Annotated in this window: 21 protein-coding genes and 1 riboswitch; of the genes, 15 read left to right on the top strand and 6 right to left on the bottom strand. The window is 65.5% G+C overall.

Going from position 1 to position 25,656, the window contains the following annotated elements:
• Nucleotides 1–37: 37 nt before the first annotated feature.
• The 4 genes from fabG to HF684_RS02460 form a co-directional block, all read right to left on the bottom strand.
• Complete coding sequence (gene fabG, locus HF684_RS02445) at nt 38–847, bottom strand: 3-oxoacyl-ACP reductase FabG (RefSeq protein WP_169251201.1); 810 nt, start codon at nt 845–847, stop codon at nt 38–40.
• A 97-nt stretch (nt 848–944) separates the two neighbouring features.
• Entirely contained in the window at nt 945–2,108 is a 1,164-nt protein-coding gene (locus HF684_RS02450; protein ID WP_169251202.1) for an acyl-CoA dehydrogenase family protein, read from the bottom strand.
• 31 nt (nt 2,109–2,139) lie between these two features.
• A complete protein-coding gene (locus tag HF684_RS02455) occupies nt 2,140–3,375 on the bottom strand; it encodes a CoA transferase (RefSeq protein WP_169251203.1) in 1,236 nt (411 codons plus the stop codon).
• 247 nt (nt 3,376–3,622) lie between these two features.
• Entirely contained in the window at nt 3,623–4,921 is a 1,299-nt protein-coding gene (locus HF684_RS02460) for a DUF1990 family protein (protein WP_169251204.1), read from the bottom strand.
• Between the two features lie 165 nt (nt 4,922–5,086).
• Here HF684_RS02460 and HF684_RS02465 point away from each other — a divergent pair, with 165 nt between their 5' ends.
• Entirely contained in the window at nt 5,087–5,905 is an 819-nt protein-coding gene (locus HF684_RS02465) for an SDR family oxidoreductase (RefSeq protein ID WP_169251205.1), read from the top strand.
• Nucleotides 5,906–5,915: 10 nt separating this feature from the next.
• On the opposite strand, the gene HF684_RS02470 is transcribed toward HF684_RS02465, so the two are convergent.
• Nucleotides 5,916–6,530, bottom strand: a complete 615-nt coding sequence (locus HF684_RS02470; RefSeq protein WP_169251206.1) for a TetR/AcrR family transcriptional regulator — start codon at nt 6,528–6,530, stop codon at nt 5,916–5,918.
• A gap of 249 nt (nt 6,531–6,779) precedes the next feature.
• On the opposite strand from HF684_RS02470, the gene HF684_RS02475 reads away from it, so the two are divergent.
• The 14 genes from HF684_RS02475 (at nt 6,780) to thpD (ending at nt 25,203) form a co-directional block, all read left to right on the top strand.
• Nucleotides 6,780–8,525 (top strand): AMP-binding protein, encoded by a 1,746-nt coding sequence (locus HF684_RS02475; protein ID WP_169251207.1) that lies wholly within the window; start codon nt 6,780–6,782, stop codon nt 8,523–8,525.
• Nucleotides 8,526–8,563: 38 nt separating this feature from the next.
• A complete protein-coding gene (locus tag HF684_RS02480; RefSeq protein WP_211168053.1) occupies nt 8,564–9,343 on the top strand; it encodes an SDR family oxidoreductase in 780 nt (259 codons plus the stop codon).
• A complete protein-coding gene (locus tag HF684_RS02485) occupies nt 9,340–10,599 on the top strand; it encodes an acyl-CoA dehydrogenase family protein (protein WP_169251208.1) in 1,260 nt (419 codons plus the stop codon). The genes HF684_RS02480 and HF684_RS02485 overlap by 4 nt, the downstream gene beginning before the upstream one ends.
• Complete coding sequence (locus HF684_RS02490) at nt 10,596–11,678, top strand: phosphotransferase family protein (RefSeq protein WP_169251209.1); 1,083 nt, start codon at nt 10,596–10,598, stop codon at nt 11,676–11,678. Before HF684_RS02485 ends, HF684_RS02490 begins: the two co-directional genes overlap by 4 nt.
• Before the next feature lie 96 nt (nt 11,679–11,774).
• Complete coding sequence (locus HF684_RS02495; protein WP_169251210.1) at nt 11,775–13,064, top strand: MFS transporter; 1,290 nt, start codon at nt 11,775–11,777, stop codon at nt 13,062–13,064.
• Nucleotides 13,065–13,399: 335 nt separating this feature from the next.
• Nucleotides 13,400–13,514: riboswitch (glycine riboswitch) on the top strand.
• A gap of 98 nt (nt 13,515–13,612) precedes the next feature.
• A complete protein-coding gene (gene gcvP, locus HF684_RS02500) occupies nt 13,613–16,546 on the top strand; it encodes an aminomethyl-transferring glycine dehydrogenase (protein ID WP_169251211.1) in 2,934 nt (977 codons plus the stop codon).
• Nucleotides 16,546–17,808, top strand: a complete 1,263-nt coding sequence (locus HF684_RS02505) for a glycine cleavage system aminomethyltransferase GcvT (RefSeq protein ID WP_169251212.1) — start codon at nt 16,546–16,548, stop codon at nt 17,806–17,808. Before gcvP ends, HF684_RS02505 begins: the two co-directional genes overlap by 1 nt.
• A 108-nt stretch (nt 17,809–17,916) precedes the next feature.
• Nucleotides 17,917–18,315, top strand: coding sequence for a glycine cleavage system protein GcvH (gene gcvH / locus HF684_RS02510; protein WP_167193660.1), 399 nt, complete (start codon nt 17,917–17,919; stop codon nt 18,313–18,315).
• Between the two features lie 150 nt (nt 18,316–18,465).
• On the top strand, nt 18,466–19,998 hold the full coding sequence (locus tag HF684_RS02515; protein ID WP_169251213.1) for an L-serine ammonia-lyase: 1,533 nt from the start codon (nt 18,466–18,468) through the stop codon (nt 19,996–19,998).
• A gap of 598 nt (nt 19,999–20,596) precedes the next feature.
• Complete coding sequence (gene ectA, locus HF684_RS02520) at nt 20,597–21,091, top strand: diaminobutyrate acetyltransferase (RefSeq protein WP_025778552.1); 495 nt, start codon at nt 20,597–20,599, stop codon at nt 21,089–21,091.
• A gap of 162 nt (nt 21,092–21,253) precedes the next feature.
• Nucleotides 21,254–22,558 carry a diaminobutyrate--2-oxoglutarate transaminase gene (gene ectB, locus HF684_RS02525; protein ID WP_169251214.1) on the top strand — a complete coding sequence of 435 codons (1,305 nt, stop codon included), beginning with the start codon at nt 21,254–21,256 and terminating at the stop codon, nt 22,556–22,558.
• A gap of 171 nt (nt 22,559–22,729) precedes the next feature.
• On the top strand, nt 22,730–23,137 hold the full coding sequence (locus HF684_RS02530) for an ectoine synthase (RefSeq protein ID WP_135810511.1): 408 nt from the start codon (nt 22,730–22,732) through the stop codon (nt 23,135–23,137).
• A 262-nt stretch (nt 23,138–23,399) separates the two neighbouring features.
• Nucleotides 23,400–24,098 carry a hypothetical protein gene (locus HF684_RS02535; RefSeq protein WP_169251215.1) on the top strand — a complete coding sequence of 233 codons (699 nt, stop codon included), beginning with the start codon at nt 23,400–23,402 and terminating at the stop codon, nt 24,096–24,098.
• A gap of 196 nt (nt 24,099–24,294) precedes the next feature.
• Nucleotides 24,295–25,203 (top strand): ectoine hydroxylase, encoded by a 909-nt coding sequence (gene thpD, locus HF684_RS02540; protein ID WP_169251216.1) that lies wholly within the window; start codon nt 24,295–24,297, stop codon nt 25,201–25,203.
• A gap of 147 nt (nt 25,204–25,350) precedes the next feature.
• Here the strand turns inward: thpD and HF684_RS02545 are convergent, their stop codons facing one another.
• Complete coding sequence (locus HF684_RS02545) at nt 25,351–25,650, bottom strand: hypothetical protein (protein WP_169251217.1); 300 nt, start codon at nt 25,648–25,650, stop codon at nt 25,351–25,353.
• Nucleotides 25,651–25,656: the final 6 nt, after the last annotated feature.

The raw sequence follows: 25,656 nt of genomic DNA on the forward strand, positions 1-25,656 counted from the left end.
CGAGAACGCCGGGCCGCCTCGGCGAGGGCGAACACGATCAGATATTGCGACCGCCGGAGATCTCGGTGACGGTGCCGGTGAGGTAGCTCGAGAGGCCGGAGGCGAGGAACAGCACCACGGAGGAGACCTCTTCGGGTTCGCCGGGGCGGCCGAGCGGGATCTCGGCGAGCTTCGAATCGATCGCGTGCTGGGGCATGGCTGCGGTCATAGCGGTGTTGATGAATCCGGGCTGGATCGCGTTGATGCGGATGTTCTTGAACGCGACCTCCTTGGCCACGGCCTTGGTCATGCCGACGATGCCGGCCTTCGCCGCCGAGTAGTTCGACTGTCCGGGGTTGCCGACCTTCCCGCTGATCGAGGACACGTTGATGATCGAGCCGCCGCGGTCCTGCTCGCGCATGAGCGCGGTGGCGACCTTGAGCCCGTTCCACGTGCCGCGCAGGTGGACGGAGATGACGTCGTCGAACTGCTGCTCGGTCATCTTCCGGATCGTCGCATCGCGGGTGATTCCGGCGTTGTTGACCCAGATGTCGATACCGCCGAATGCGGTCGTGGCCGCCTTCGCGAGCTTCTCGACGGCCTCGAGGTCGGAGACGTTGCACACGGCGCCGGTGGCGACGCCGTCTCCGCCGAGTTCGATCACGGCCGCCTGCAGGCTCTCCTCATTCATATCGGCGAGAACGACCTTCGCTCCGGAGTCGACGAGGCTGCGCGCCATCGCCAGGCCGAGCCCCTGGGCTCCGCCGGTGACGACGGCGACCTTGCCGGCAAGCAGGCCGGGGATGGCGGTGACTCCGCCGGTGTCGGTGACGGTGATGCCGGAATTCGCGGGCGTGGATTCAGTCATGGTGATGCCTTTCGTATGGGTGTGGTGCCGCGACACGAGGCTGACCTCGCCGAGGCGGCCCGTGCCATTGGTCGTTCAGGTGCAGTGAGGGCCCAGCTCAGAGGTTGAACTGCGGTTTGTGTGCGCCACCCAGCAGCTGCTTGGCGACGACGACGCGCTGGACCTCGGAGGTGCCTTCGTAGATGCGGAAGAGGCGGGCGTGACGGTAGAAGCGTTCGACCGCGGATTCGCGCATATAGCCCATTCCGCCCTGGATCTGCACGCCTTTGTCGGCGACGCGGGCGAGTGCTTCGGAGGCGAAGAGCTTCGCCGAGGAGGGGCCCAGCTTGCGATCGGTCTCGGCGTCCCAGCGCTCAGCGGCCGTGAGGACGAGCGACTTGGCGGCGGCGACATCGGTGTAGATGTCGGCGAGCATCGCCTGGACGAGCTGGAACCGGGCGATCGGCTCGCCGCCCTGCTTCGCCTCGGCGGCGAAGCGCACGGATTCGTCGAGGATGCGGATCGACTGTCCGACGCAGATCGCGGCGATGTGCAGGCGTCCCTTGTTGAGCGAGGCCATGGCCGCGTAGAAGCCCTTCTCCTCCTCACCGCCGACGAGGTTGGCGGCAGGCACGCGCACGTCGTCGAAGAAGATCTCCGAGGTCCAGGCGCCGGCCTGACCCATCTTGTGATCGTGCGGTCCGACGGTCACGCCTTCGGACTTCGTGGGCACGAGGAAGACCGAGATGCCCTTTGAGCCCGTGGCGTTCGGGTCGGTGCGGGCGAAGACCATGAGGACGTCGGAGGCCTCGGCGTTGGTGATGAACCGCTTGGAGCCGTTGATGATGTAGTCGTCGCCGACGCGTTCGGCCTTGGTGCGCAGGCCCGAGGGGTCGGAGCCGGCCTCGGATTCGGTGAGGGCGAAGGAGGCGACGACCTCTCCGGAGGCCAGGCGGGGCAGCCATTCGGACTTCTGCTCATCGGTGCCGTAGTTGACGAGCACCTGTCCGGCGATGCCGTTGTTCGTGCCGAACAGGGACCGGAACGACGGGGTCGTGTAGCCGAGTTCCATAGCGAGCAGCGCGTCCTGTTCGGCATTGAGGCCGAGGCCGCCGTATTCCTCGGGCAGGGCCCAGCCGAAGAGTCCCATTTCGGCGGATTCCTTGATGATGGCTTCTGGGAAAGCGTCCTCGTCCTCGACCTGGGTCTCGAGGGGGACGACCTTCTCGCGGACGAATTCTCGGACGGCAGACAGGATGTCGTCGAGTTCCGTGTTGTCCATTGTTGGATCTCCTTCGTCTGTGGTGAACGGTTCAGAGGCTGTCGAGCCAGGCACGGACCCGATCGGAGTCGGCTCCGAGCTCCGGGGGAGCGAGGTCGTAGGAGACCTGCGACTTCGACAGGGTGATCGGGTTGCGGACCGTCGGGATGATGCGCTCGCCGCTGCCGGTGTCCACGACCGGTGACAGGCCGAGGCTCGCGGCGTGTTCGACGCCTTCGGCGATCGTGTTGATCGGGGCACAGGGCAGGCCGGCGGCCGAGAGCTTGTCGAACCATTCCTGGGCGGTGTGGGCCTGCAGGGCCTCGAGCAGTTCGGGTTCGAGGGCATCGCGGTTCGCGTTGCGGTTCTTCGCGGCGGCGAATCGCTCGTCGTCGCACCAATCGGGTCGTCCGACCACCTCGGCGAGGATCCGGAACTGGCCGTCATTGGCGGCGGCGACGATGATCTCACCGGACTGCGTGGCCATCGGCTGATACGGGTAGAGGCTCGGGTGGGCGTTGCCCATTCGGGTCGGATTCACGCCTGCGGCGGCGTAGGCACCGGTCTGGTTGGCCAGGCCGGACATCGCCGAGGACATGAGGTTGGTTTCGACGAGCTGGCCCTCGCCGGTGAGCGTGCGGTGCTGGATCGCGGCGAGGATGCCGATCGTCGTGTGCAGCCCGGTCATGACGTCGAAGACGGCGACTCCGGCGCGGTAGGGCGAGCCGTCGGGGCTGCCGGTGACCGACATGATCCCGGACAGCGCCTGCACGAGGAGGTCGTATCCGGGCAGTGGATTCTCACGCCCGAAGCCGGTCACCGAGGCATAGATGACCGTCGGGTTGATCGCGGAGACGCTGTCGTAGTCGAGGCCGTACTTCGCCAGGCCACCCGGTTTGAAGTTCTCGACGACGATATCGGCCTGCGCTGCGAGTTTCTGCGCGGTGGCGAGGTCATCGGCGTCGGTGAAGTCGAGGACGAGGTCGTATTTGTTGCGGTTGATCGACAGATAGTAGGTGGCGTCGGCCTCGCGCACCGGTGGAGCCCAATGTCGGGTGTCGTCGCCCTTGGGGCCTTCGACCTTGATGACGGTGGCCCCGAGGTCGGCGAGCATCATCGTCGAGTACGGTCCGGCCAGCACGCGGGAGAAGTCGACAACGATCTGCCCCGACAGCGGACCTGTGCCCGCGCGCGGGAGGAACTCCTCGAGGCGGTCATGGGCAGGCGACCGGTGGTGGTCGTGCCCAGGGCCGCTGTCGTGGTGCTCAGAAGTGGTCGACTGCTTCATCGTCGAATGTCTCCCTCTCGTCGGGCCGGCGGCGCCGCCGCGTGCTGCCGGGTTCGGAACGCCCGGCTCGCGCATCCTGTCTTGAGCACGCAGGGTGCGCGTATGGTCCATCCCACCATATATCGAATCAGTCAATAATGTACATGCATTCATGACTGTTGAGGTATCGGATTGCTGCTGGGTGCATGGCCGACGGGCGCTGCCGCCGTTCAGTTCGACTTCGGACGCCGGCGACTGCCGGACGTGCTCACAGCTGGGCGTTCCATTCGTCGAGGCGGCGGCGGAGATCCTCGGCGGTCATGTCCGTGAGGCCGATTCCGTGGTAGTTCGGCAGCCAGGTCTCGACACGGTCGTGGGCGAGTGCCGCGGCTTGGACGTCCCAGGCGCGGATGTCGTGAATGCGGCGGCCCAATCGCTCTTCGTATGCGGCGAGGAAGACGGCGGCGGCCTCGGGGGAGCCGAGCAGCACGAGATCCTGACGGCACCAGGCGAGGTCGACTCCCCGTGGTCCGCGGCTCGCGCCCGACCAGTCGACGACTCCCGTGAGGCATCCCTGCGACCAGAGGGCATTGCCTGCCCAGAAGTCCCTGTGCGTGAGGACCTCCTCGTCGCGGTCGAGGTTCGCCCACTCACGTTGTGCGCGAACGGCGAGATCCGAGGTTCCAGGAGGTGGGGACTGTGGAGTCACCGGCAGGCCGGTGCCGTCGAGTTCGTGGATGCGCACCAATGCCGCGGCCATCTCGCGAGCGATGGTGGTCAGCGGCGTGGCCGGATCCGGAGACGTCCCCGGCACGCGGGTCGTGACGATGACCGGGTCGTTGGTGTCGGCGCTGTGGGCGATGAGGTGGGGGACGAGATCGCCGAGCGGGGCCAGCCGATCGAGCACCGCGGACTCCCGGATCGCTGCGTCGTGGCCGGTGGGAAACTCGCGGACGACGAGCTCCGCGTCTCCGTCTCGGACTGCCACGGTCAGTGCGTGCTGACCGCCGGCCAGGGTCTCTGTGAAGCTCAGCTCGCGACCGAGCAGTGCCGAGGCCGAGGCGAGGGCGCGGCCGTGACGTCTGCTGTCGGCGGTGCTGAGCTGCCGTTTCAGGCCCTCGGCATACCGCCTGGCCATCATCTCCTGTCCGGCCACCGTCACCGGGGCGCCCAGGCGAAGCAGCGGATGCGCGGGAACGGAGTCGGCGCTGATGGTCACGGCCAGTCGACCGTCGGTGCCGATGGAGACGAGGAAGGTCTCCTCTCCGTCCTCGAGGTGACCCGGCAGGGTGCGATAGGTGAATCCGGCGCGATCTGCCTCATCGATCACCCGGGTCACGACGCACGAACCCACGGGCACGAGCAGATCGCGACCGCGCAGCCGCCTCGGCGCGGCCGGCCATCGGAGATTGAGTCCCAGATCGACGATCTGGCCCTCGACCACCCGGCGAGACGGGCGGACGACGACGCCTGCGAGGTCCTGCAGCGCCCACGAGAAGACCGCGTCGCGGGCGAGTGGGAATTGTGCGGCCGGGCCGACGTCGAGGTGGAACTCGAGATGATTCATGACTCCATTCTCGTCCAGTGCGCTCGCTTGGCGCGGCAGTCCTTGTCTTCCTCCGACGGCTATGCCTACGATGAGAACCGATCGCTGAACGAACGCTCGCTTCACGGCGATTCGCCAGGTCAGCGCCGAATCACCATGTCACTGCACGAACACTGGAGTTCATCAATGTCAGACAGCACCTCAGCAGCACAGCCGACAGCCGCCTCTGCGGAACCGAAGTCAGGACGTCGTTTCGACGGTCAGGTCGCCGTCATCACCGGTGCCAGCCGCGGTATCGGGCTCGGAATCGCGCATCGTCTGCAGGCCGAAGGCGCCACCGTCATCCTCACCGCGCGCAAGCCCGAAGCACTGGGCGAGGCAGTCGCGGAGTTCCCCGAGGGTACGGCGATCGGCATCGCCGGCAAGGCCGACGACCCGGCACACAGGGCAGAGGTGTTCGACACGATCGCTGAGAAGTTCGGTCGCCTCGATGTGCTCGTGGCCAACGCCGGAATCAACCCGGTCTACGGTCCGCTCGTCGACATGGAGCTCGACGCCGCACGAAAGATCTTCGACGTCAATGTGCTCGGCACGCTGGCCTGGGTGCAGGACGCGGTCCATCATAATGGCCTGAACTTTCGTGAGAACCGGGGACGGGTGGTGGCGATCTCATCGGTGGCCGGGCAGGTGCCGAGCGAGGGCATCGGCTTCTACGGAATCTCGAAGGCGGCGGTCTCGCACCTGACAAAGACCCTCGCCGTCGAGCTCGGTCCCGACGTCCGTGTCAACGCCGTCGCCCCGGCAGTGGTCAAGACGAAGTTCGCCACCGCGCTGTACGAGGGCAGGGAGGAGGAGGTCGCGTCCGCGTACCCGGTCAAACGCCTCGGGACTCCCGAGGACATCGCCGGTGCCGTCGCCTATCTCGCGTCGGACGACGCCGATTGGATCACCGCCCAGGTGCTCACCGCCGATGGAGGAGTCGTCACCGCCGGCGGCAGCGCCTGAGGGGCACGCGCTACCTCACCGGGAGGCCGGCGGCATGGGCGCAGATCTCGCCATAGCGCCTGGCTACGCCAGCAGGATCAAGCTCACCGCCGGCCCGGTACCACTGCGAGACGCCCGTGCAGATCGTCGTGATCGCACGTGAGGCGTCCCGCGGGAACTCCGTGGTGAAGCTGCCGTCGGCAACGCACTCCTCGACCACCTCGTCGAGGAGTTTCTGCTGTCGGTCACGAGCAGCGATATGAGCATCCCGGTGCTGATCTTTCAGCGCTCGGATCTCGCTGAATGCGATGAAGGCGAGTTCGGACTGGTGTGCGTGGAAGAGCAGCAGGCATTCGATGAGTCTGTCGAATCGTGCGGTCGGCTCCTGCCCGCCGTCGGCGAGAGCGGCGACGCTGCGCTGCCATAGGTCCTCCATCGCCAGCCGGTCGATCTCGGCGAGGATCGCATGCTTCGACGCGAAGTGGTGATAGAGACCGGGCACTGACAGGCCGGCCGCACCGGCGAGCTGACGGATGCTCGTGCCGTGGAATCCGCCTTTGACGAAGCTGTCGAGCGCGGACTGAAGGATCGGCGAAAGCAACGGCGCATCGTAGTCGCGCCAGTCGGTCGAAGGTGCGTTGCTCACGAGTCGTCCCTGCCTGCTCAGTGTCACTGTCGTCTCATCCCTAATCTACGGCCATTCTCGTCCGGCGGGTCCCTTTGGTCGCCGAGATATCCCTTCGCCTGTTGATTCTCCTAAGCCGCCGAGGCATCTCCTTCGTCTGCCCTTGCGCCCGACCATCGTGTGACCTACGATACAGAACTAACCGAGCGAGCGCTCGGTCGGGCCGCGGGGAACCGGCTCGGTCCAGACATGATGAAGGGCGACAGTCAGATGGCAGCCGACAACACCTCCACCGCTACGCAGCACGTGTGGACGCGGCTTTACCCCGCCGGAGTAGGCGAGGCGACGGAGATCCACGACAAGTCCACTGCCCATGCGTGGAATGCCCGCGTCGAGGCCCACCCTGACCAGACCGCCGTGACCTATCGCGGCCGCACATTCACTACCACCGACATCGACCGTGAGGCCGAAGCGCTCGCCGCCGGGTTCCTCGCCCGCGGCCTGCAGAAATCGAGCATCGTCGGCGTCTACCTCCAGAACGTCCCGCAGTTCGCCGTCGCACTGCTGGCGGCGTGGAAGGTCGGCATCGTCCCTCTCGTCCTCAATCCCATGTACCGCGGTCGCGAACTGCGCGAGCTCATAGACGATTCGTCCGCCTCGGCGATCATCTGCGACGAAGCAGATCTCGGCCAGGCTCGCGAGACCCTCACCGGCAGCTCGCTGACTTGGGTGCTCACGACCGATGACGACGAATACGACTGCGACCCTGCTGACTTCACCGGCGATGCCAAGGCGGCAGCCTCCCGTGAGTCAGAGGCCACCCTCGCCGAGGCGACCCCCGCCGAGTCCGGGATCGCCGTCGACGCGTGGGGTCCCTTCCTCGACTCCCACCGCAGCGACGTTCCCAGTCACCGCACCGAACTGCTGCCCGGACTCGATGACTCCGCCCTGCTCACCTACACATCCGGCACCACCGGACCGGCCAAGGGCGCCGTCGGCACCCACCGCAATGTGCTTGCCGTGGCCCGGTCGTACGGAGCGTGGATGAACCTCGGCGAAGGCGACGTCATGCTCGCCATCGCCCCGCTCTTCCACATCACCGGAGCCGTCGCCTGCGCGGCGACCTCGCTGATCTTTCCGATCACGCTCGACTTCATCGGCCGCGTCAACGCGGACAAGATCGTCACCGCCATCCGCGATGACAAGGTCACTGTGACAATCGGCTCGATCACCGTCTACAACGCCCTGCTTGAACATGAGTCCGCGACCGCCGAGGATCTGCAGGACATTCGCTACCTCTACTCCGGTGGAGCCCCCGTGCCTCCGGCCACGGTCGAGCGCTTCCGGAACCGGTTCGGTCATTACATCCACAACATCTACGGAATGACCGAAACTGCCTCGGCGGTCATCGGAGTCCCGCCGAACACCGAAGCCCCTGTCGACCCGGCCACCGACACCCTGGCCATCGGCGTGCCGTTCCCCGGACTCGAAGCCCGCATCGTCGACATCTCCGACGGGACCGTCGTCACCGATTCCATCGCCGGCGAACTCGAACTGCGCGGACCCCAGATCACGCCCGGCTACTTGGGCAAACCTGAGGCCGATGAGGCGGCTTTCGACGACGGCTGGCTGCGCACCGGCGATGTCGGAGTCATGGACGCCGCCGGCTGGATCTACCTCGTCGACCGCATCAAGGACCAGATCAACGCCTCCGGCTACAAAGTGTGGCCGCGCGAGGTCGAAGACGTCCTCTACGAACACCCAGCTGTGCTCGAAGCCGCCGTCGTCGGTCAGCCCGACGACTACCGCGGCGAAACTGTCGTCGCCTACGTCTCCCTGCGCGCCGGACAGCGCGCCAGCGCCGAGGAGCTCATCACCTTCACGAAAGAACGGCTTGCCGCCTACAAATACCCACGCACCGTCCACGTCATGTCCGACCTGCCCAAAACACACACCGGAAAGATCCAACGCCGACTGCTGCGCGACTCCGGAAAAGAAGCAGCGTCGAACAAATAGGCACCACTGACAGACAACCACGCAGCACAGGAGAGACATTGAGCGAATCAACGATCGGACGCCGTTTCGAGGGCCAGGTCGCCCTCGTCACGGGATCGAGCCGCGGCATCGGACTCGGCATCGCCCAGCGGCTGCAGGCCGAAGGTGCGACCGTCGTCCTCACCGCCCGCAAGCCCGAACCGCTCGCCGAGACCGTCGCCGAATTCCCCGACGGCACCGCGATCGGCATCGCCGGCAAGGCCGATGACCCGGCCCACCGCACCGAGGTCTTCGACACTATCGCGGAGAAGTACGGCCACCTCGATGTGCTCGTCACGAACGTCGGCATCAACCCCGTGTACGGCGAAACCGTCGACATCGACCTTGATGCCGCCCGCAAGATCCTCGAGGTCAACGTCCTCGGCACCCTGGCCTGGATCCAGGGGGCCGTCCATCACGAGGGACTGAAGTTCCGGGAGAACAAGGGCCGGATTCTGTCCATCTCCTCGGTTGCCGGACAGAGCCCCAGCGAAGGCATCGGCATGTACGGCGTCTCAAAGGCCGCCGTCGCCCACCTCGTGAAGACGCTCGCCGTCGAACTCGGGCCCGATATCCGCGTCAACGGCATTGCGCCTGCCGTGGTCAAGACCCGCTTCGCCACCGCCCTCTACGAAGGCAAGGAAGAAGAAGTCACCGCCGCCTATCCGGCCGGCCGCCTCGGCACTCCCGAGGATATCGGCGCAGCCGCCGCATACCTGACCTCGTCCGATTCTGCCTGGGTCACCGCCCAGATTCTCACCGCCGACGGCGGACTCATCACAGCAGGAGGCACAGCATGAGCCGAATTCCAGCAGAGGTCGAGGAGCTGCGCCAGCGCACCCGCACCTTTATCCGCGAGGTCGTCATACCCGCCGAACCCCATCCGGGCGACTACCTCGACGAGGCAGTGCTGACCGACCTCAAGGCCAAAGCCAAGGAAGCCGGCGTCTTCGCCCCACACGTGCCCACCCAATGGGGCGGCCAGGGCGTGCCGATCGAATTCTGGTCCCCTGTCTTCCAGGAAGCCGGCTACTCGCCGATCGGACCTGCCGTCCTCAACTGCATGGCCCCTGATGAAGGCAATATGCACATGCTCGAGCAGATCGCCACACAGGAGCAGAAGGAGCAGTTCCTCGCTCCGCTGGCCGCCGGTGACGTCCGCTCCTCCTTCGCCATGACCGAACCACATCCGGGCACGGGCTCCGACCCGTCGGCGCTGGCGACCCGCGCGGTCAAGGACGGCGACGAGTGGGTCATCAACGGCGACAAGCGCTTCATCTCCGGGGCTGAGCTGTGCAGCTTCTTCATCGTCATGGCCGCCACCGTCGCCGAGGACTCCGCTGACACCGGCGAAGGCTCCGGCTCGGCCCAGGCCCGCAAGGGCCAGGCAGCCACGATGTTCCTCGTACCCAAGGACACTCCCGGCGTCAGCGTCGGCCGGTCGATCCACACGGTCGATCGCACCATCGCCGGCGGTCACCCCTACGTCCACTTCGACGACGTCCGCGTCCCCGCCTCGGCGATCCTCGGCGAACCCGAAAAGGGATTCGCCTATGCTCAGGTGCGCCTGGCCCCCGCCCGCCTCACGCACTGCATGCGGTGGCTGGGACTGGCCCGCCGCGCACTGGACACGGCACTCGACCGCGCCGAACACCGTGAGGCATTCGGCGACATCCTGGCACGCCAGGGACTCGCCCAGGAGCTCATCGCACAGTCGGTCATCGACATCGAAACCTCGGATGCGATGATCACGAAGACTTCCGAGGTGCTCGCGACCGACGCGAGTGAAGCGAACTCGCGATCGTCGATCGCGAAGGTCTACTGCTCCGAAGCCGTCTACCGCGTCATCGACCGCGCCATTCAGATCACCGGCGGCGACGGAGTCTCCGACCAGCTGCCGCTGATCCAGTACCTCAACGACGTCCGCCCGTTCCGCATCTACGACGGCGCCACCGAGACACACAAGTTCGCGATCTCCCGTCGCGCTTCGTCGAAACGCCGCAAGGAAGTCGCCGCGGGTGCACCCCGCCTCGACAACGTCGGAGAGGCGCGATGACCGAGAAGCTCGTCGACGTCGTCGACACCGCCGCCGAGGCGCGCGCCCTGACCACGCCGCCGCTGCTCATCATCGACGCCATCACCGACTACCTCGACGAACACGGGATGGGCTCCGGCCCCGTCCGCTGGGACCGCATCGGCGAAGGCCAGTCGAACGTGACCTTCCGCATCCGCCGCGACGACATCGACGTGGTGCTGCGCCGTGGGCCGCGTCCCCCGATCCCGAAGTCGACCCACGACATGGTCCGCGAGGCGAAGATCCAGCAGGTCCTCGGTGCCCAGGACGTGGCCGTGCCGACCATCCTCCATATCTGCGAGGACGAGTCCGTGCTCGGCGTGCCGTTCTACGTCATGGACTTCGTTCCCGGCACTGTCGTCACCGACACCCTGCCCGATTTCCTCGCCGAGGCGGCCGACCGTCGCGTACTCAGCGAAGCCCTCGTCGACCGCCTCGTCGACCTCCACTCCGTCGACGTCTCCATTCCCGCGGTGGCAGCCCTCGGCCGTCCCGACGGGTACATGCAGCGCCAGGTCAAGCTGTTCGCCTCCCTCTGGGAGAAGAACACTCAACGAGACCTGCCCCAGGTCAGCCGCCTCGGCGAATGGCTGGCCGCGAACATTCCGGCCGCTCAGCGACACGCGGTCGTCCACGGCGACTATCGGGCCGGGAACGCGATGATCGCCTCGTCCGTGCCGGTCGAGGTCTCCGCGATCCTCGACTGGGAGATGTCGACGCTCGGCGATCCGCTCGCCGACCTCGGCTACTTCCTCGTCACCTATACCGACGCCGAGCACCCGCGCACGGTCATGGACCTCACCCCGGTCACGGCAGGGGAGGGGTTCCTCACCCGATCCGAACTCGCCGCTCGCTATCAGCAGAAGACAGGACTCGATCTGTCCGACCTGCCCTGGTACGAGGCGTTCGCGCTGTGGAAGGCCGCGATCTTCTCCGAAGCCATCTACACGAGGTGGCTCAACGGCGAAGCACCGGCGGCCGGTGACTTCACCAGCAACCTCGAAACCGGAGTCCCCGAACTCATCGCAGCCGCCGAAGCCATCGCCGCCACCGTCGTCTGAGGGCGAACTGGAGACAGGAGGATCCGCACCACCGAGCAGCACCACAGAGATATACAGCACCACCACCACCTCCAATGAAGCAGTGGAAAGGAAGCCATGACCGACACGATCGCAGAGACAAAGGTGCCTCTGCAGCTGAAACGGCGATCCGTCGTTGCGAGCACCATCGGCAATATCCTCGAATGGTACGAGTGGAGCGCCTACGCGGTGTTCACGCCGTTCATCGCGGCCGCCATGTTCAACAGTGAGGACCCGGTCTCCTCCGTCCTCGCAACCCTCGGCGTCTTCGCTGTAGGGTTCCTCATGAGACCCCTGGGCGGCATCGTGTTCGGCAAGATCGCCGATGTGAAGGGGCGCAAGTTCGTTCTCATCGTCACGATGCTCATCATGGCAGGCGGTTCGTTCCTCATCGCCGTCCTGCCCACCTACGGACAGATCGGCGTCTTCGCCTCACTGATCCTCCTCCTCATCCGAGTGGCACAGGGCTTCGCCCACGGCGGAGAGTCGGCAACGGCGAACTCCTATATCGCCGAGATCGCTCCGGCCCACAAACGCGGTTTCTGGGGCTCCATCGTATTCGTCGCCATCTTCGGCGGTTCGGTGGTCGCCTACACGATCGGGGGCGTAATCACGAATGTCTTCTCCGAGGCGGCTGTTTCCGATTGGGCATGGAGGATTCCGTTCGCGCTCGGCGGTCTGCTCGCGCTCGTTGCGCTGTGGATGCGGCGCGGAATGGTCGAAAGCGATGTCTTCGAATCCGATGAAGCGGAAGAAGTTGTCGACCCGACCCCGCTGGATCGCGGCCGTGTGGCTCGTGCGATCGTCCTCGTCGTGCTCATGACCTCGGGTATCACCGCGGCTCACTACACCTGGACGTCGTACGCGTCGACCTTGGCGATCACCGAACGCGGTATGGATGCGCAGACCGCCTACTGGGCGACCGTCGGTGCGCAGATCATCGCACTCGCGTCGCTGCCCTTCTGGGGATCCCTCTCCGACCGGATCGGTCGTCGGCCGGTGCTCATCGGCTTCGGAGTGCTCATGGCGATCCTGCAGTATCCGCTCATGGGCATGATCACGGACACCGGCTGGACGTTGTTCGTTGCGTCGACGCTGGCACTGCTCGTGGTCTCGATGGCAGGAGCCTTGCTGTCGGCAGTCCTGTCCGAGGCCTTCCCGACGAAGGTCCGTACCCAAGGAATCGGGTTTGCATACTCAGTCTCTGTGGCTGTGTTCGGTGGAACGGCACCGTATCTCAACGGACTGTTCAACTCGCTCGACCTCAGCTGGCTCTCCAGCGGCTGGGTGGTTCTGCTCTGCCTGGCAACGATCGTCGCCGTGGTCAAGCTGCCCGAGACCAAGGGCAAGGACCTCAACGCGATCTGAACATCGCAGCGGGACGGGAGAGCCGCCTCGGGGCGGGCGATCCTGAACTGACCGCACAGAATATGGGTCGCAATCGGATACTGCGGCCCGAATCCAGGTCGCTATCGGATACTTCTGAGCAAGCAGAGGATCCGATAGCGACCTATTTCTGCATACGCGGCAAGGCGGAGCTGCCGCGGGGAGCTGGGCCTCGCAGCGGTCCGACGAGCGGTCACGGCGAGAGGGCCAGCAGGGGGTTTGTCGGGGGTGACTTCATTCACTAGAATCGGAGGCGCAGTCTCAGCCGGGGTCCACCGAGGCCCACTTGGCTGTGCGCATAACTTCATACGCCGCTAAGACAAGACGTGGGAGAGCTGCCGCTGTCAGGCCGAACCGAGCCGGGCATCGAGCAGCGCCGTAGGTGCAATTCCCTCCCCGGGAAACTCTCAGGCCCAGTACCACCGATTGCAGGCATATCTGAAGGGCTCCGGTCCGACAGATCGGGGAGGACACTCAGCGAACGCTGCGTCCTCCCATCGGTGGACGCGACACCGACCCTAGGACGGCAATTGACCAGTTCACTCGCCCATACGACGCAGGCAACAGGGGACACCGCACGCCCCTTCTCCGACCGCCACATCGGCCCCCGCGCCGACGACGCCCGGGCCATGCTCGCCGAACTCGGCTATGACTCCCTGGAAGCGCTCTCATCCGCTGCCGTCCCGGAATCCATCCAGAACGACGAACTCAACCTGGCCGCAGGCCGCTCCGAATTCGATGTGCTGAACGACCTGCGCGACCTCGCCTCACAGAACGTCATGCGCACCCAGCTCATCGGCCAGGGCTACTACGACACGATCACCCCGGCCGTCATCCGCCGCAACCTGGTCGAGAACCCCGCCTGGTACACCGCCTACACCCCCTACCAGCCCGAGATCTCCCAGGGCCGGCTCGAAGCGCTGCTGAACTTCCAGCAGGTCGTCCAGGATCTCACCGGCCTCGACATCGCCAATGCCTCCCTCCTCGATGAAGCCACCGCCGTCGCCGAGGCGGTCCTGCTCATGCGTCGCGCCGTGAAGAAGGGGACAACCGTCGTCCTCGACTCCGAGCTCCACCCGCAGACCATCGCCGTCGTCCGCGCCCGTGCCAAGGCCATGGACTTCCGCGTCACCGTCGCCGACCTCGCCGAAGGTCTCGTCGGCGAAGACATCTTCGGCATCGTCTGCGCCCAGCCCGGCACCACCGGTGCCATCCGCGACTTCACCGACGCCGTCGACGGCGCGCATGACCGCGGGGCGCTCGTGACCTTCGACGCCGACCTGCTGGCACTCACCCTGCTCAAGGACTGCGCCTCCCAAGGCGCGGACATCGCCGTCGGCTCGGCCCAGCGCTTCGGTGTGCCCCTGTTCTTCGGCGGCCCCCACGCCGGCTTCATGGCCGTGAAGTCCGGACTCCAGCGCCAGCTGCCCGGCCGCCTCGTCGGAGTGTCCAAGGACGCCCAGGGCAAGCCCGGCTACCGCCTGGCCCTGCAGACCCGCGAGCAGCACATCCGCCGCCAGAAGGCGACCTCCAACATCTGCACCGCGCAGGCGCTGCTGGCCAACGTCGCCTCCATGTACGCCGTCTACCACGGCCCGATCGGCCTGACCCGCATCGCCTCCCGCGTCCACCGCCTCGCGCACGCGTTCGCCGGTGCCGCAGACACCGCTCCCGGCGCCGAGGTTCTCACCTGGGATTTCTTCGACACCGTCGCGCTGCGCGTGGCCGATGCCGAAGCCGCCCGCTACGTCGCCGACCAGGCCGGATTCAACATCCGCGTCATCGACGACACCACCGTCGGCGTCTCCTTCGGCGAACCCCACACCGTCGCCGATGCCAACGGTCTGCTCGAAGCCCTCGGCATCATCGCCCGGGTCGACGCGGACGAGTTCGAAGCCGCCTCGGCGGGGACCTTCGGAGCCAACGCCGTGCCCGAACCCGCATACGATTCGAAGTTCCACCGGGACACCGAATTCCTCACCCACCCCGTCTTCAGCGCCCACGGCTCCGAGACCTCGATGATGCGCTACCTGCGCACCCTGTCCGACCGGGACCTCGCACTCGACCGGACGATGATCCCGCTGGGCTCGTGCACGATGAAGCTCAACGCCGCCGCCGAGATGGAACCCATCACCTGGCCGGAATTCGCCTCCATCCACCCCTTCGCCCCGGCCGAGCAGACCGAGGGCTGGCGCGCACTCATCGGCCGCCTCGAGGACTCGCTGACCGAGGTCACCGGCTACGACCGCGTGTCCCTGCAGCCCAACGCCGGCTCGCAGGGTGAGCTGGCCGGACTGCTCGCCATCCGTGCCTACCATGTGGCGAACGGCGACGATGCCCGCACCGTCGTGCTCATCCCGCAGTCCGCGCACGGCACGAACGCCGCCTCCGCAGTGCTCGCCGGACTCCAGGTCCAGGTCGTCGGCACCGCCGACGACGGATCCGTGGACATGGACGACCTCGATGCGAAGATCGCCAAGCACGAGGGCACAATCGCCGGCATCATGATCACCTACCCGTCGACCCACGGTGTGTTCGAACCGCAGATCCGCGAGGTCTGCGACAAAGTGCACGCCGCCGGCGGCCAGGTCTACGTCGACGGTGCGAACCTCAACGCCATGGTCGGACTCGCCAAGCCCGGCGAATTCGGCGGCGACGTCTCCCACCTCAACCTGCACAAGACCTTCTGCATCCCCCACGGAGGAGGCGGCCCCGGAGTCGGCCCCGTCGCGGTGCGCGAACACCTCGCCCCGTACCTGCCCGGCGACGCCACCCTGCCGGAACTCGTCGCCGGCGACCCGGACGCCAAGGAACTGCCGATCTCCGCATCGATGTTCGGCTCCGCCGGAGTCCTGCCCATCAGCTTCGCCTACCTCGAACTCATGGGTGCCGAAGGGCTGCGCGAAGCCTCGCGGGCCGCCCTGCTGGGGGCGAACTACCTGGCGAAGAAGCTCGGCGACGTCTACCCCATCCTCTACTCGGGTGAGAACGGACTCGTCGGCCACGAGACGATCCTCGACCTCCGCGCGATCACCGCGGCGACGGGAGTCACCGCAGAAGATGTCTGCAAGCGGCTGATCGACTTCGGCTTCCACGCCCCGACCCTGGCCTTCCCGGTGCCCGGCACCCTCATGGTCGAACCCACCGAGTCCGAGGACAAGGACGAACTCGACCGCTTCATCGAAGCCATGCGCACCATCCGTGCCGAGATCGACGAGATCGGCAAGTCGTATACCTACGAAGAGTCGCCGCTGGCGCTTGCGCCGCACCCGGCGACCGTGGTGATGGACGACTGGGACGGCAAATACAGCCGCGAGACCGCGGTGTTCCCCGTGCCCGGACTGCGCCACACGAAGTACTTCCCGCCGGTCAGCCGCATCGACGGAGCCTACGGCGACCGCAACCTGGTGTGCTCCTGCCCGCCGCCAGAGGCCTTCGAAGAGTTCGAGGAAGGGGACAAGTGATGACCGATCAGACTGCGAACACGCCCAAAGAAACCCCGCTGCACGGCATCCACGCCGAGCTCGGTGCCTCGTTCACCGATTTCGGCGGCTGGGACATGCCGCTGAAGTACGGTTCGGAACTCGCCGAACACCGTGCCGTGCGTGAGGCCGCAGGCCTCTTCGACCTCTCCCATATGGGCGAGGTGCGCATCAGCGGAACCGACGCCGCCGCCTTCCTCGACTACGCGCTCGTCGCGAAGTACTCGAAGATGAAGATCGGCAAGGCCAAGTACGGAGTCATCGTCAACGAGTCAGGCGGCCTGCTCGACGACCTCATCACCTACCGCATCGGCGACGAGGAGTTCCTCATCGTCCCCAACGCCTCGAACACGCCCACCGTGGTCGCAGCGCTCAAGGACCGGGTGGAGCACTTCGTCCAGGACGTCGCCCCCGGCTCCGATGTGCGCCTGACCGACGAATCCGACGCCACCGCGCTCATCGCCGTGCAGGGCCCGAACTCGGAGGCGATCATCCTGCGCGCCCTCGACGAGTCCGGCCACGGCGAATTCGGACCCCGCACCGGTGCCGGAGACCAGGCGAAGGCCCAGGTCACCGACGATGCCAACGGGGGAGCCACCTCGGCGGGGGATGACACCATCACCATCGGTCAGGCGGTGCGCGACCTGGGGTACTACGCGTGGATGCCGCTGACGATCGCCGGGATCGACCTCATGCTCGCCCGCACCGGATACACCGGTGAGGACGGGTTCGAGCTCTACATCCCGAACATCGGCGCCACCCGCCTGTGGAACACGCTCGTGACCTCGGGCGCCGACTACGGACTCGTGCCCTGCGGACTGGCCGCGCGCGATTCGCTGCGGCTCGAAGCCGGGATGCCGCTCTACGGCAACGAACTCGATGAGAACACCACCCCGTTCGACGCGGGGCTGGGCCGGATGATCGGGTTCAAGACGAAGGACGAATTCTTCGCCCGCGAAGCTCTGGCGAAACTCGGTGAGACCGAACCGCCGCGCGTGCTCGTCGGCCTGAGCTCGGAGGGGCGCCGTGCCGCCCGCTCCGGAGCCGCAGTGTCGATCGACGGCTCCGAGGTCGGCACCGTCACCTCCGGTCAGCCCTCACCGACGCTCGGCCACCCGATCGCCCTGGCCTACCTCGACCGGGACCGCGCCGAGGCGGGCACCGCCGTGACCGTGGACATCCGCGGCAAGGCACACGACTTCACCGTCGTCGAACTGCCGTTCTACAAGCGCCAGGCCCACTGAGGCTCACCCAAAGTTCATCCGGATGGGACCGGTGACTCGTAGACTGGTCCCATCCGGCACAACAACATCGTGACCGCCGCTGACCGGCAGTCACAGTAAGGAAGACAGATGGCACAGCTGCCCCCGCTCCCGCAGAACTTCACCTACTCCGCCGAACACGAATGGGTCGACGGCGCGGCCGATGAGCTCGTCGGCAAGACCGTCAAGGTCGGCATCACCGCCGTCGCCGCCGACGCCCTCGGCGAGGTCGTCTACGTCGACCTGCCCGAGGTCGGCGACACCATCACCGCAGGTGAGACCTGCGGTGAGGTCGAATCCACGAAGTCCGTGTCCGATCTCTACACCCCGGTGACCGGCGAGGTCGTCACCATCAACGAGGCGGCCGTGGACTCACCCGGACTGCTCAACTCCGACCCCTACGGTGAGGGTTGGCTGTTCGAGGTCGCCGTGACCGAGGTCGGCGAAGTCATGGACGCCGCCGGCTACGCCGAGGCGAACTCCCTCTGAGCTACATCCTCCGGGCGGAGGACACAAACCCTGAAGCGGGGTCGGTCGAGGTCGGTGCCGACACATCGTCGGCATCGGCACGCCATGCACGTGAGTGCACGGCTGTTCGGTCGGCCCCGTCGTCATCTCATCAGAAACGAAGTGATTGCCATGCCATTGAGTGTCTTCGACCTCTTCACGGTCGGCATCGGACCGTCGAGCTCCCACACCGTCGGGCCGATGCGTGCCGGCGCGAGCTTCATCGACCTCCTCGGCGATTCGCTTGGATCCGTGGCGGATCTGCGTGTCGACGTGTTCGGCTCCCTGGCCGCCACGGGCGCCGGCCACGGGACCTTCGACGCCATCCTCATCGGCCTCGAGGGGTGCCGTCCCGATCTCATCGAAGCCAATGAACTCACCGCCCGGCGGACGCGGATGTCCGAGACCGGGACGATCATCCTCGGCGACTCGACCGGCAACGGCGTCGAGCTTTCGTTCACCGAGGATGACATGGTCAAACGACCCCTGACCGTGCTGCCGCGCCACACGAATGCCATGACCGTGACCGCCTATGACGCCGCCGGGGCAACGCTGGCCGAGGAGACCTACTACTCCGTCGGCGGCGGGTTCGTGACCTCGGAGACCGAATTCCTCGACAAGGAGAAGACCGCCGAGGCTGGTGACGACGGCGGCGACGGCGCGGCTGTCGACGGCAGCAGCGACGGTGGATTCGACGGCACAGCTGCCGACGGCGGCGGCGCCGAGTTCGCGGTCGCGGACTCTGTCGTCGATGCCGAGCTCGAGTCCTACGACGAAGAGCTGCCGTATCCCTTCCACTCAGGTGTCGAACTGCTTCAACGCTGCCGCGAGAACGACCTGTCGATCGCGGAGATCATGCACGCCAACGAACTGTCGATGCGCGACGAGGACGAGATCCGGCACGGCCTGCTCCACATCTACTCGGTGATGGAGGAATGCGCTTCCGCGTCCCTCGACCGCTCCGGCTATCTGCCCGGAGGGCTCAAGGTGCGCCGCCGCGCACACGACTGGTACCTCAAACTCAAGTCCGAGGACCCCGACCGGGACCCCGGCTACTACCTCGAATGGGTCAACCTCATCGCGATGGCCGTGAACGAGGAGAACGCATCGGGCGGCCGCGTCGTCACCGCACCCACCAATGGGGCGGCCGGCATCATCCCCGCCGTGCTGCACTATGCGCTCAACTACGTTCCCGCGGTGGTGGAAGGCGGCGAGTCCGCGAAGCACCGGGCCATCGTCGACTTCCTGCTCACCGCGGCGGCCATCGGCGTCCTCTATAAGGAACGCGCGTCGATCTCCGGCGCCGAGGTGGGCTGCCAGGGCGAGGTCGGATCCGCCTCGTCGATGGCCGCCGGGGGACTGGCCGCCGTGATGGGCGGGACCCCTGAGCAGGTGGAGAACGCCGCCGAGATCGCGATGGAGCACAACCTCGGCCTGACCTGCGACCCGATCTCCGGGCTCGTGCAAGTGCCGTGCATCGAACGCAATGCGATCGCCGCCGGCAAGGCCATCAACGCCTCCCGTATGGCGCTGTGGGGCGACGGCCAGCACCGGGTCAGCCTCGACGAGGTGATCGAGACGATGCGCCAGACCGGTGCGGACATGTCCTCGAAGTACAAGGAGACGGCGATGGGCGGCCTCGCCGTCAACGTCGTCGAGTGCTGAGGCCAGTGCGTCTGAGGTTCGGAGCCAGGCAAGCGGGGCTCACCTGAGTCGCGACCTTTCGAGCCGGCTTTGCGCACTCATGTGCTTCCGTACCTCTGCAGCGGCCTGAAGCAGCGGGGAGAAAGATTTAAGTGTGCGAAGAATGCCGAAAATCGGCCTCTCAGCGACATTCTTCGCACACTTAACTCGTGTCGGCGGCGGCAGGCGCTCAGCTTCCGGCTGATGGCGGCGCTGCGCGAACAACCTCGCTCCTGCGCGAACAGCTTCGCGCTTGCGTGAACAACCTCGCAGCCGCCGCGAAGCCGCTCACAGGGCCTCGGGCGCCTCACCGACCAGCAGGCATCCTTGCTATCCAAATTCGAGTGAAGTGACATGGAACACGTGGAACCCTTGTTCCAACTCCGCGCAAATGTAACGAAACGATAACGAACCTCTGGCGCGGTATGAGCGCGAAGAAGCGCCCCGACGCATCCCAGAGATGCCATGGGGAAAGTCCGGTCTGTTACATGTCGGCAGGCCGGGGGCAACGTTGTGAAAGTGGCCCGGAATCGACGGTTTCGAGGTTGACGCTCAATCTCATCCCGCTAGGTTTGTTGGCGTGATTAACGCACTCGCTGAACCGAAGACGCAAATCGACGTCCGGACTCCTGAGCTGGAGGACGGGCAACATCTATGGCGGCTCGCGAAAGACACAGCCGTGCTCGATCTGAACTCCTCGTACTCGTACCTGCTGTGGTGCCGTGACTTCGCGGACACCTCGGTGATCGCACGGATCGGCGGAGAGCCCGCCGGCTTCGTCACCGGCTACACCCGTCCGGAGAATCCGGACACCCTGATGATCTGGCAGGTCGCCGTCGACGAGAACTTCCGCGGACACGGACTCGCATCGACCATGCTCAACGAGCTGGCCGACCGCACCGGTGCTCTGCGGATGGAGACGACGATCACCGATGACAATGCGGCGTCCAACCGTCTGTTCCAGACGTTCGCGGAGAAGCGCGGGGCCGGTTTCGACCGTCGCCCGCTGTTCACTCCGGACCTCTACCCGGACGGCCACGACACCGAGTACCTCTACGAGATCGCGCCCCTGTAACGAGCCCCACCCCGGTGCCGCGCGGACCCCTGCTGCAAGGGAGCGGACGCGCCAGGTGCCAGGAGGCGGAAGAGATCGCCCGTAATAAGCGCCGGCGGCCACCGCCTCGGCGACTGCATCCGATGCAGACGCACAACTTTGGAAGTCGAAAGGACTCAAGTCATGACTGAAAGCGCCAAGCCCACACCAACTGACAAGCCCGACATCTTCGAAACTCGCGAATCAGCTGTTCGCAGCTACTGCCGTTCCTGGCCCGCCACCTTCGCCCGTTCGCAGGGCGCCAAGCAGTGGGATGAGGACGGCAACGAATACCTCGACTTCTTCTCCGGTGCCGGTGCACTCAACTACGGCCACAACAACCCGGCCGTGATCAACCCGCTGATCGAATACCTGCAGTCGGGTGCCGTGCTGCACTCGATGGACATGAAGACTCCGGCCAAGCGTGAGTTCCTGCAGACCTTCCAGGACCTCATCCTCAAGCCGCGCGGACTCGACTACTCCGTCATGTTCCCCGGGCCGACTGGCACCAACACCGTCGAGGCGGCTCTCAAGCTCGCCCGCAAGGTGACCGGCCGTCAGCACATGCTCTCGTTCACCAACGCCTTCCACGGCATGACGCTGGGCTCGCTGTCGGTGACCGGCAACTCGATGAAGCGCGAAGGCGCAGGAATCCCGCTGACCAACAGCTCGAAGATTCCCTACGACGACTACTTCGACGGCGAGGTGCCCGACTTCCTGTGGCTGGAGAAGGTCCTCGCGGACTCCGGCTCGGGTGTCGACAAACCTGCCGCTGTCATCGTCGAGACCGTGCAGGGAGAGGGCGGACTCCGTGCCGCACGCGCCGAATGGCTGCGCGCTCTGTCCGACCTGTGCAAGAAGCACGACATCCTCCTCATCGTCGATGACGTGCAGGCCGGCTGCGGCCGCACCGGTTCGTTCTTCAGCTTCGAAGAAGCCGGCATCGAGCCCGACATCGTCTGCCTGTCGAAGTCGATCTCCGGTTCGGGTCTGCCGCTGGCACTGACCCTGTTCCGTCCCGAGCTCGACGTCTGGGAGCCCGGCGAGCACAACGGCACCTTCCGCGGTAACAACCCCGCGTTCGTCACTGCCACCGCCGCCATCAAGACCTTCTGGGCCGACAATGAGTTCCAGAACCAGCTTGCCGACACCATCGCCGCTCTGCACCAGCGCCTCGACGGAATCGTCGAGAAGGCCGAAGGCGCATCGATCCGCGGACGCGGCCTGCTGGCCGGCCTGTGCTTCGAGGACCTCGAGGTGGCCGAGAAGGTTGCCGCCTACGCATTCGAGAACGGTCTCCTGCTCGAGACCTCGGGCGCCGATGACGAAGTCATCAAGATCATGCCGCCGCTGACGATCGACTCGCGCGATCTGCAAGCGGGTCTGGACATCATCGAGGCCGGAGTGGCCAAATTCGCTCCCGCCGCAGCCACGGCCGCACTGGCCTGACCCACCTCTGCCGGGCCGGCGTCGCAGCTGTGGCGCCGGCCCGAGCTTTGGGCGGAATCGAGCTCACCTGTTCGATCGTCCACCCGGGTCGACGGACGCCGTTGATGTGCGACGGACGTCCGCGGCCCACCCCCTGAACACTTTCACCGACCTTTTGCGAAAGGACCACAGATGTACGTAGTCAACCGCGATGACCTCAACGACACCGACCGCGATGTGAAGTCCGAGACCTGGCGCTCACGCCGCATGGTGCTCGGCAAGGAGCGCGTCGGATTCTCGTTCCACGACACCGTGATCTACGCCGGAACCACCTCGACGTTCCACTACCAGAACCACGTCGAAGCCGTGTACTGCGTGCAGGGCAAGGGAACGCTGACCGACGAGGAGACCGGCAAGGTCTACCCGCTCCACGATGGCGTCATGTACCTGCTCGACGGAAACGAGAAGCACACCGTCGTGGCTGAGGAAGAGCTCCGCATGGCCTGCGTGTTCAACCCGCCGGTCACCGGCCGTGAGGTCCACGACGAGAACGGCGTGTACCCGCTCATCCTCGAGGATGAAGCGGCACCCGCGAACTGATCGAGGTCCAGTCGAAGACTGGATCGGCGGAAGCTGACTGAGCTTCACTCGCCGAGGCGGCCCGAGCATTGCGCTCGGGCCGTCTTTTGCGTGTGGTTGAGGCTTCCGGGTGAACGGCACCGTTGAGCGGGGCCGGACGGACTGCAGGTGTGATAATCTTCGGTCATACAACTTTCAAGTTCGTGACTTCTCGTTGCCGATTACACATTAGTTGACTCCGACTCAGGCATCCCCTTCCATCCCATCTTCAGTTGGAGTCTCCATGAAGTTCCTCAAGCGCGCCCTTGTGGCGTCCGTTGCCGCTCTTGCTCTCGCCGTCGGTCCCGCCGTCTCCGCCGAGGCGGCGAGTGAGAAGTTCGACGTCACGAAGCTCTCTGCCAAGAGCATGGTTGTCGCCAATTCGAACTGCCGCAACGTCGACGTGACGATGGCTCACAAGAAATCGGGTGTTTCCGAATGGCTCGTCGATGTTGATGTCACTCGGAGCGGCGGAATAGTCGACTACGTGTCTTTCAGTCATGACGGCAACACGAAGCGAGCGCGTTCGATGGTCTGCCCGGACTGGTCGGGGCTTGGAAAATACACGCTCGGTCCGTCAGATGTCTGGGCGAACAATTCCAGCTTCTCGAAGTACGTCGACCGTACCGACTACACCAAGGGGTACTTCTACGTTCGCGGCAAAGCGTATGCGTCTTTGTCCTCGAAGCGCAGCGGCAGCACGGTCACGCTGACCTCGTCGTCGAAGGTCTACCACCCGGAGCGCTACGGGAAGATCAAGTACAGCCCGAAGGTGAAGTTCCAGGTCAAGTCCGGCAGCAAGTGGAAGACGCTGAAGACGGTCTCCGCGAAGAAGGGCAAGGCCACCTACAAGGTGAAGTCGAAGAGCAAGAAGTACTACCGTGTCACCTTCAGCCAGGTCAGCTGGGCAACCGGAGCGACCTCGAAGTCGGTCAAACGCTGACCGTCCAAAGAATGACCGGCACCTTTGGAAGCGATTCATCTCTGTTGGGTCGCACCGAGGGTGCCGGTCTCTCTGTTCTGGCTCTGACCGGGGTACCGGGGACGATGTCCTCCTGTTACGGTGGCCGCACAACCCGATCTGCGGGGCAGATGAGAAGTTGCCCGGCAGACGGCACACAGCGAAGGAAGGAGAAATGATGACAGCAGTGTCAGCTGCGACCGCAACCACAGATCTCTATCCGACTCGCTCCGGTGACACCACTGAGGTTCTCCCGCGCACGGGTCCGATCGTCTTCGGTTCTCCCGGAGGCGGCCCCCTCGAGGCGGCGGAGCTCAAGCACTTCGAGGACACGGGCTATCTGACGATCGATCAGCTCATCACCCCCGAAGAGCTCAAACTCTTCACCGACGAGCTCCAGAGGCTGTCGCACGACCCCGAGGTGAAGGCCGATGAGCGCACCGTCGTCGAAGCCGAGTCCGACGAGGTCCGGTCGATATTCGACATCCATCGCACCAATGAGATCTTCAGAAAGATCGCGAACGATCCGCGTCTCGTCGACCGCGCACGTCAGATCCTCGGATCCGATGTCTATATCCATCAGAGCCGGATCAACTACAAGCCGGGATTCGTGGGCAAGGAGTTCTCCTGGCATTCGGACTTCGAGACCTGGCATTCTGAAGACGGAATGCCCGGCCCGCGTGCGGTGAGTCTTTCGCTGTCGCTGACGGACAACTACTCTTTCAACGGTCCGCTGATGATCATGCCCGGCTCGCACAAGCGCTACATCAGCTGTGTGGGAGGCACTCCCGAGGACAACTATCGGAAGTCACTCATCATGCAGGGCGCAGGCACCCCGGATCGTCAGACTCTCAGCGACTTCGCCGACGAATACGGCATCGACGTGCTCGAAGGAGACGCGGGCGGAGCGATCATGTTCGACTCCAACTGCATGCATGCGTCGAATGGCAACGTCACTCCGTTCTCACGCTCGAATATCTTCATCGTGTACAACTCGGTGGAGAACACCTGTGTGGACCCCTTCGCAGCGCCGAAGTCGCGTCCGGAGTTCGTCGGCAGCACGGACTTCACTCCTGCCGGTCGGTGACTCCATACACGCAATGAATCCGGTCGCTGATGCCCTGCACCCGCCGGACACTCCCTGCGGAGTGAACGCATCAGCACAGAAGGGGTCCGGTGCCGCAGTCGCGACGCCGGACCCCTTTGCCTCCCCGCAGACCTCGACGGGTCGCGGCTACTCGATGATCCTCAGGTCAGTCCCACGAATCATCCCGCGTGATCCTTCGAACGGGCCCAAGGCTTCCAAGAGGGGAAGCCACAAGGCACCTAAATCGGCAGTCCTCTTGCCTCCGTAACCCTGGGCACGGCGATTCTCGTTATAGCGGAGTTCCCCGATCTCGGAATCGGTGACAGTCCAGATGACCACCTGTGTTGGATCATCATTCGTGAACGTCACACGGTGGGGATCGGCCGTGACCGACCATCCGGTCGCCTCGGCGAGTGCGTTCGCCAACTCGGCGCGATCGATACTCATCGGGAC

It is taken from the genome of Brevibacterium sp. 'Marine' (assembly GCF_012844365.1).
Lineage (GTDB): Bacteria > Actinomycetota > Actinomycetes > Actinomycetales > Brevibacteriaceae > Brevibacterium.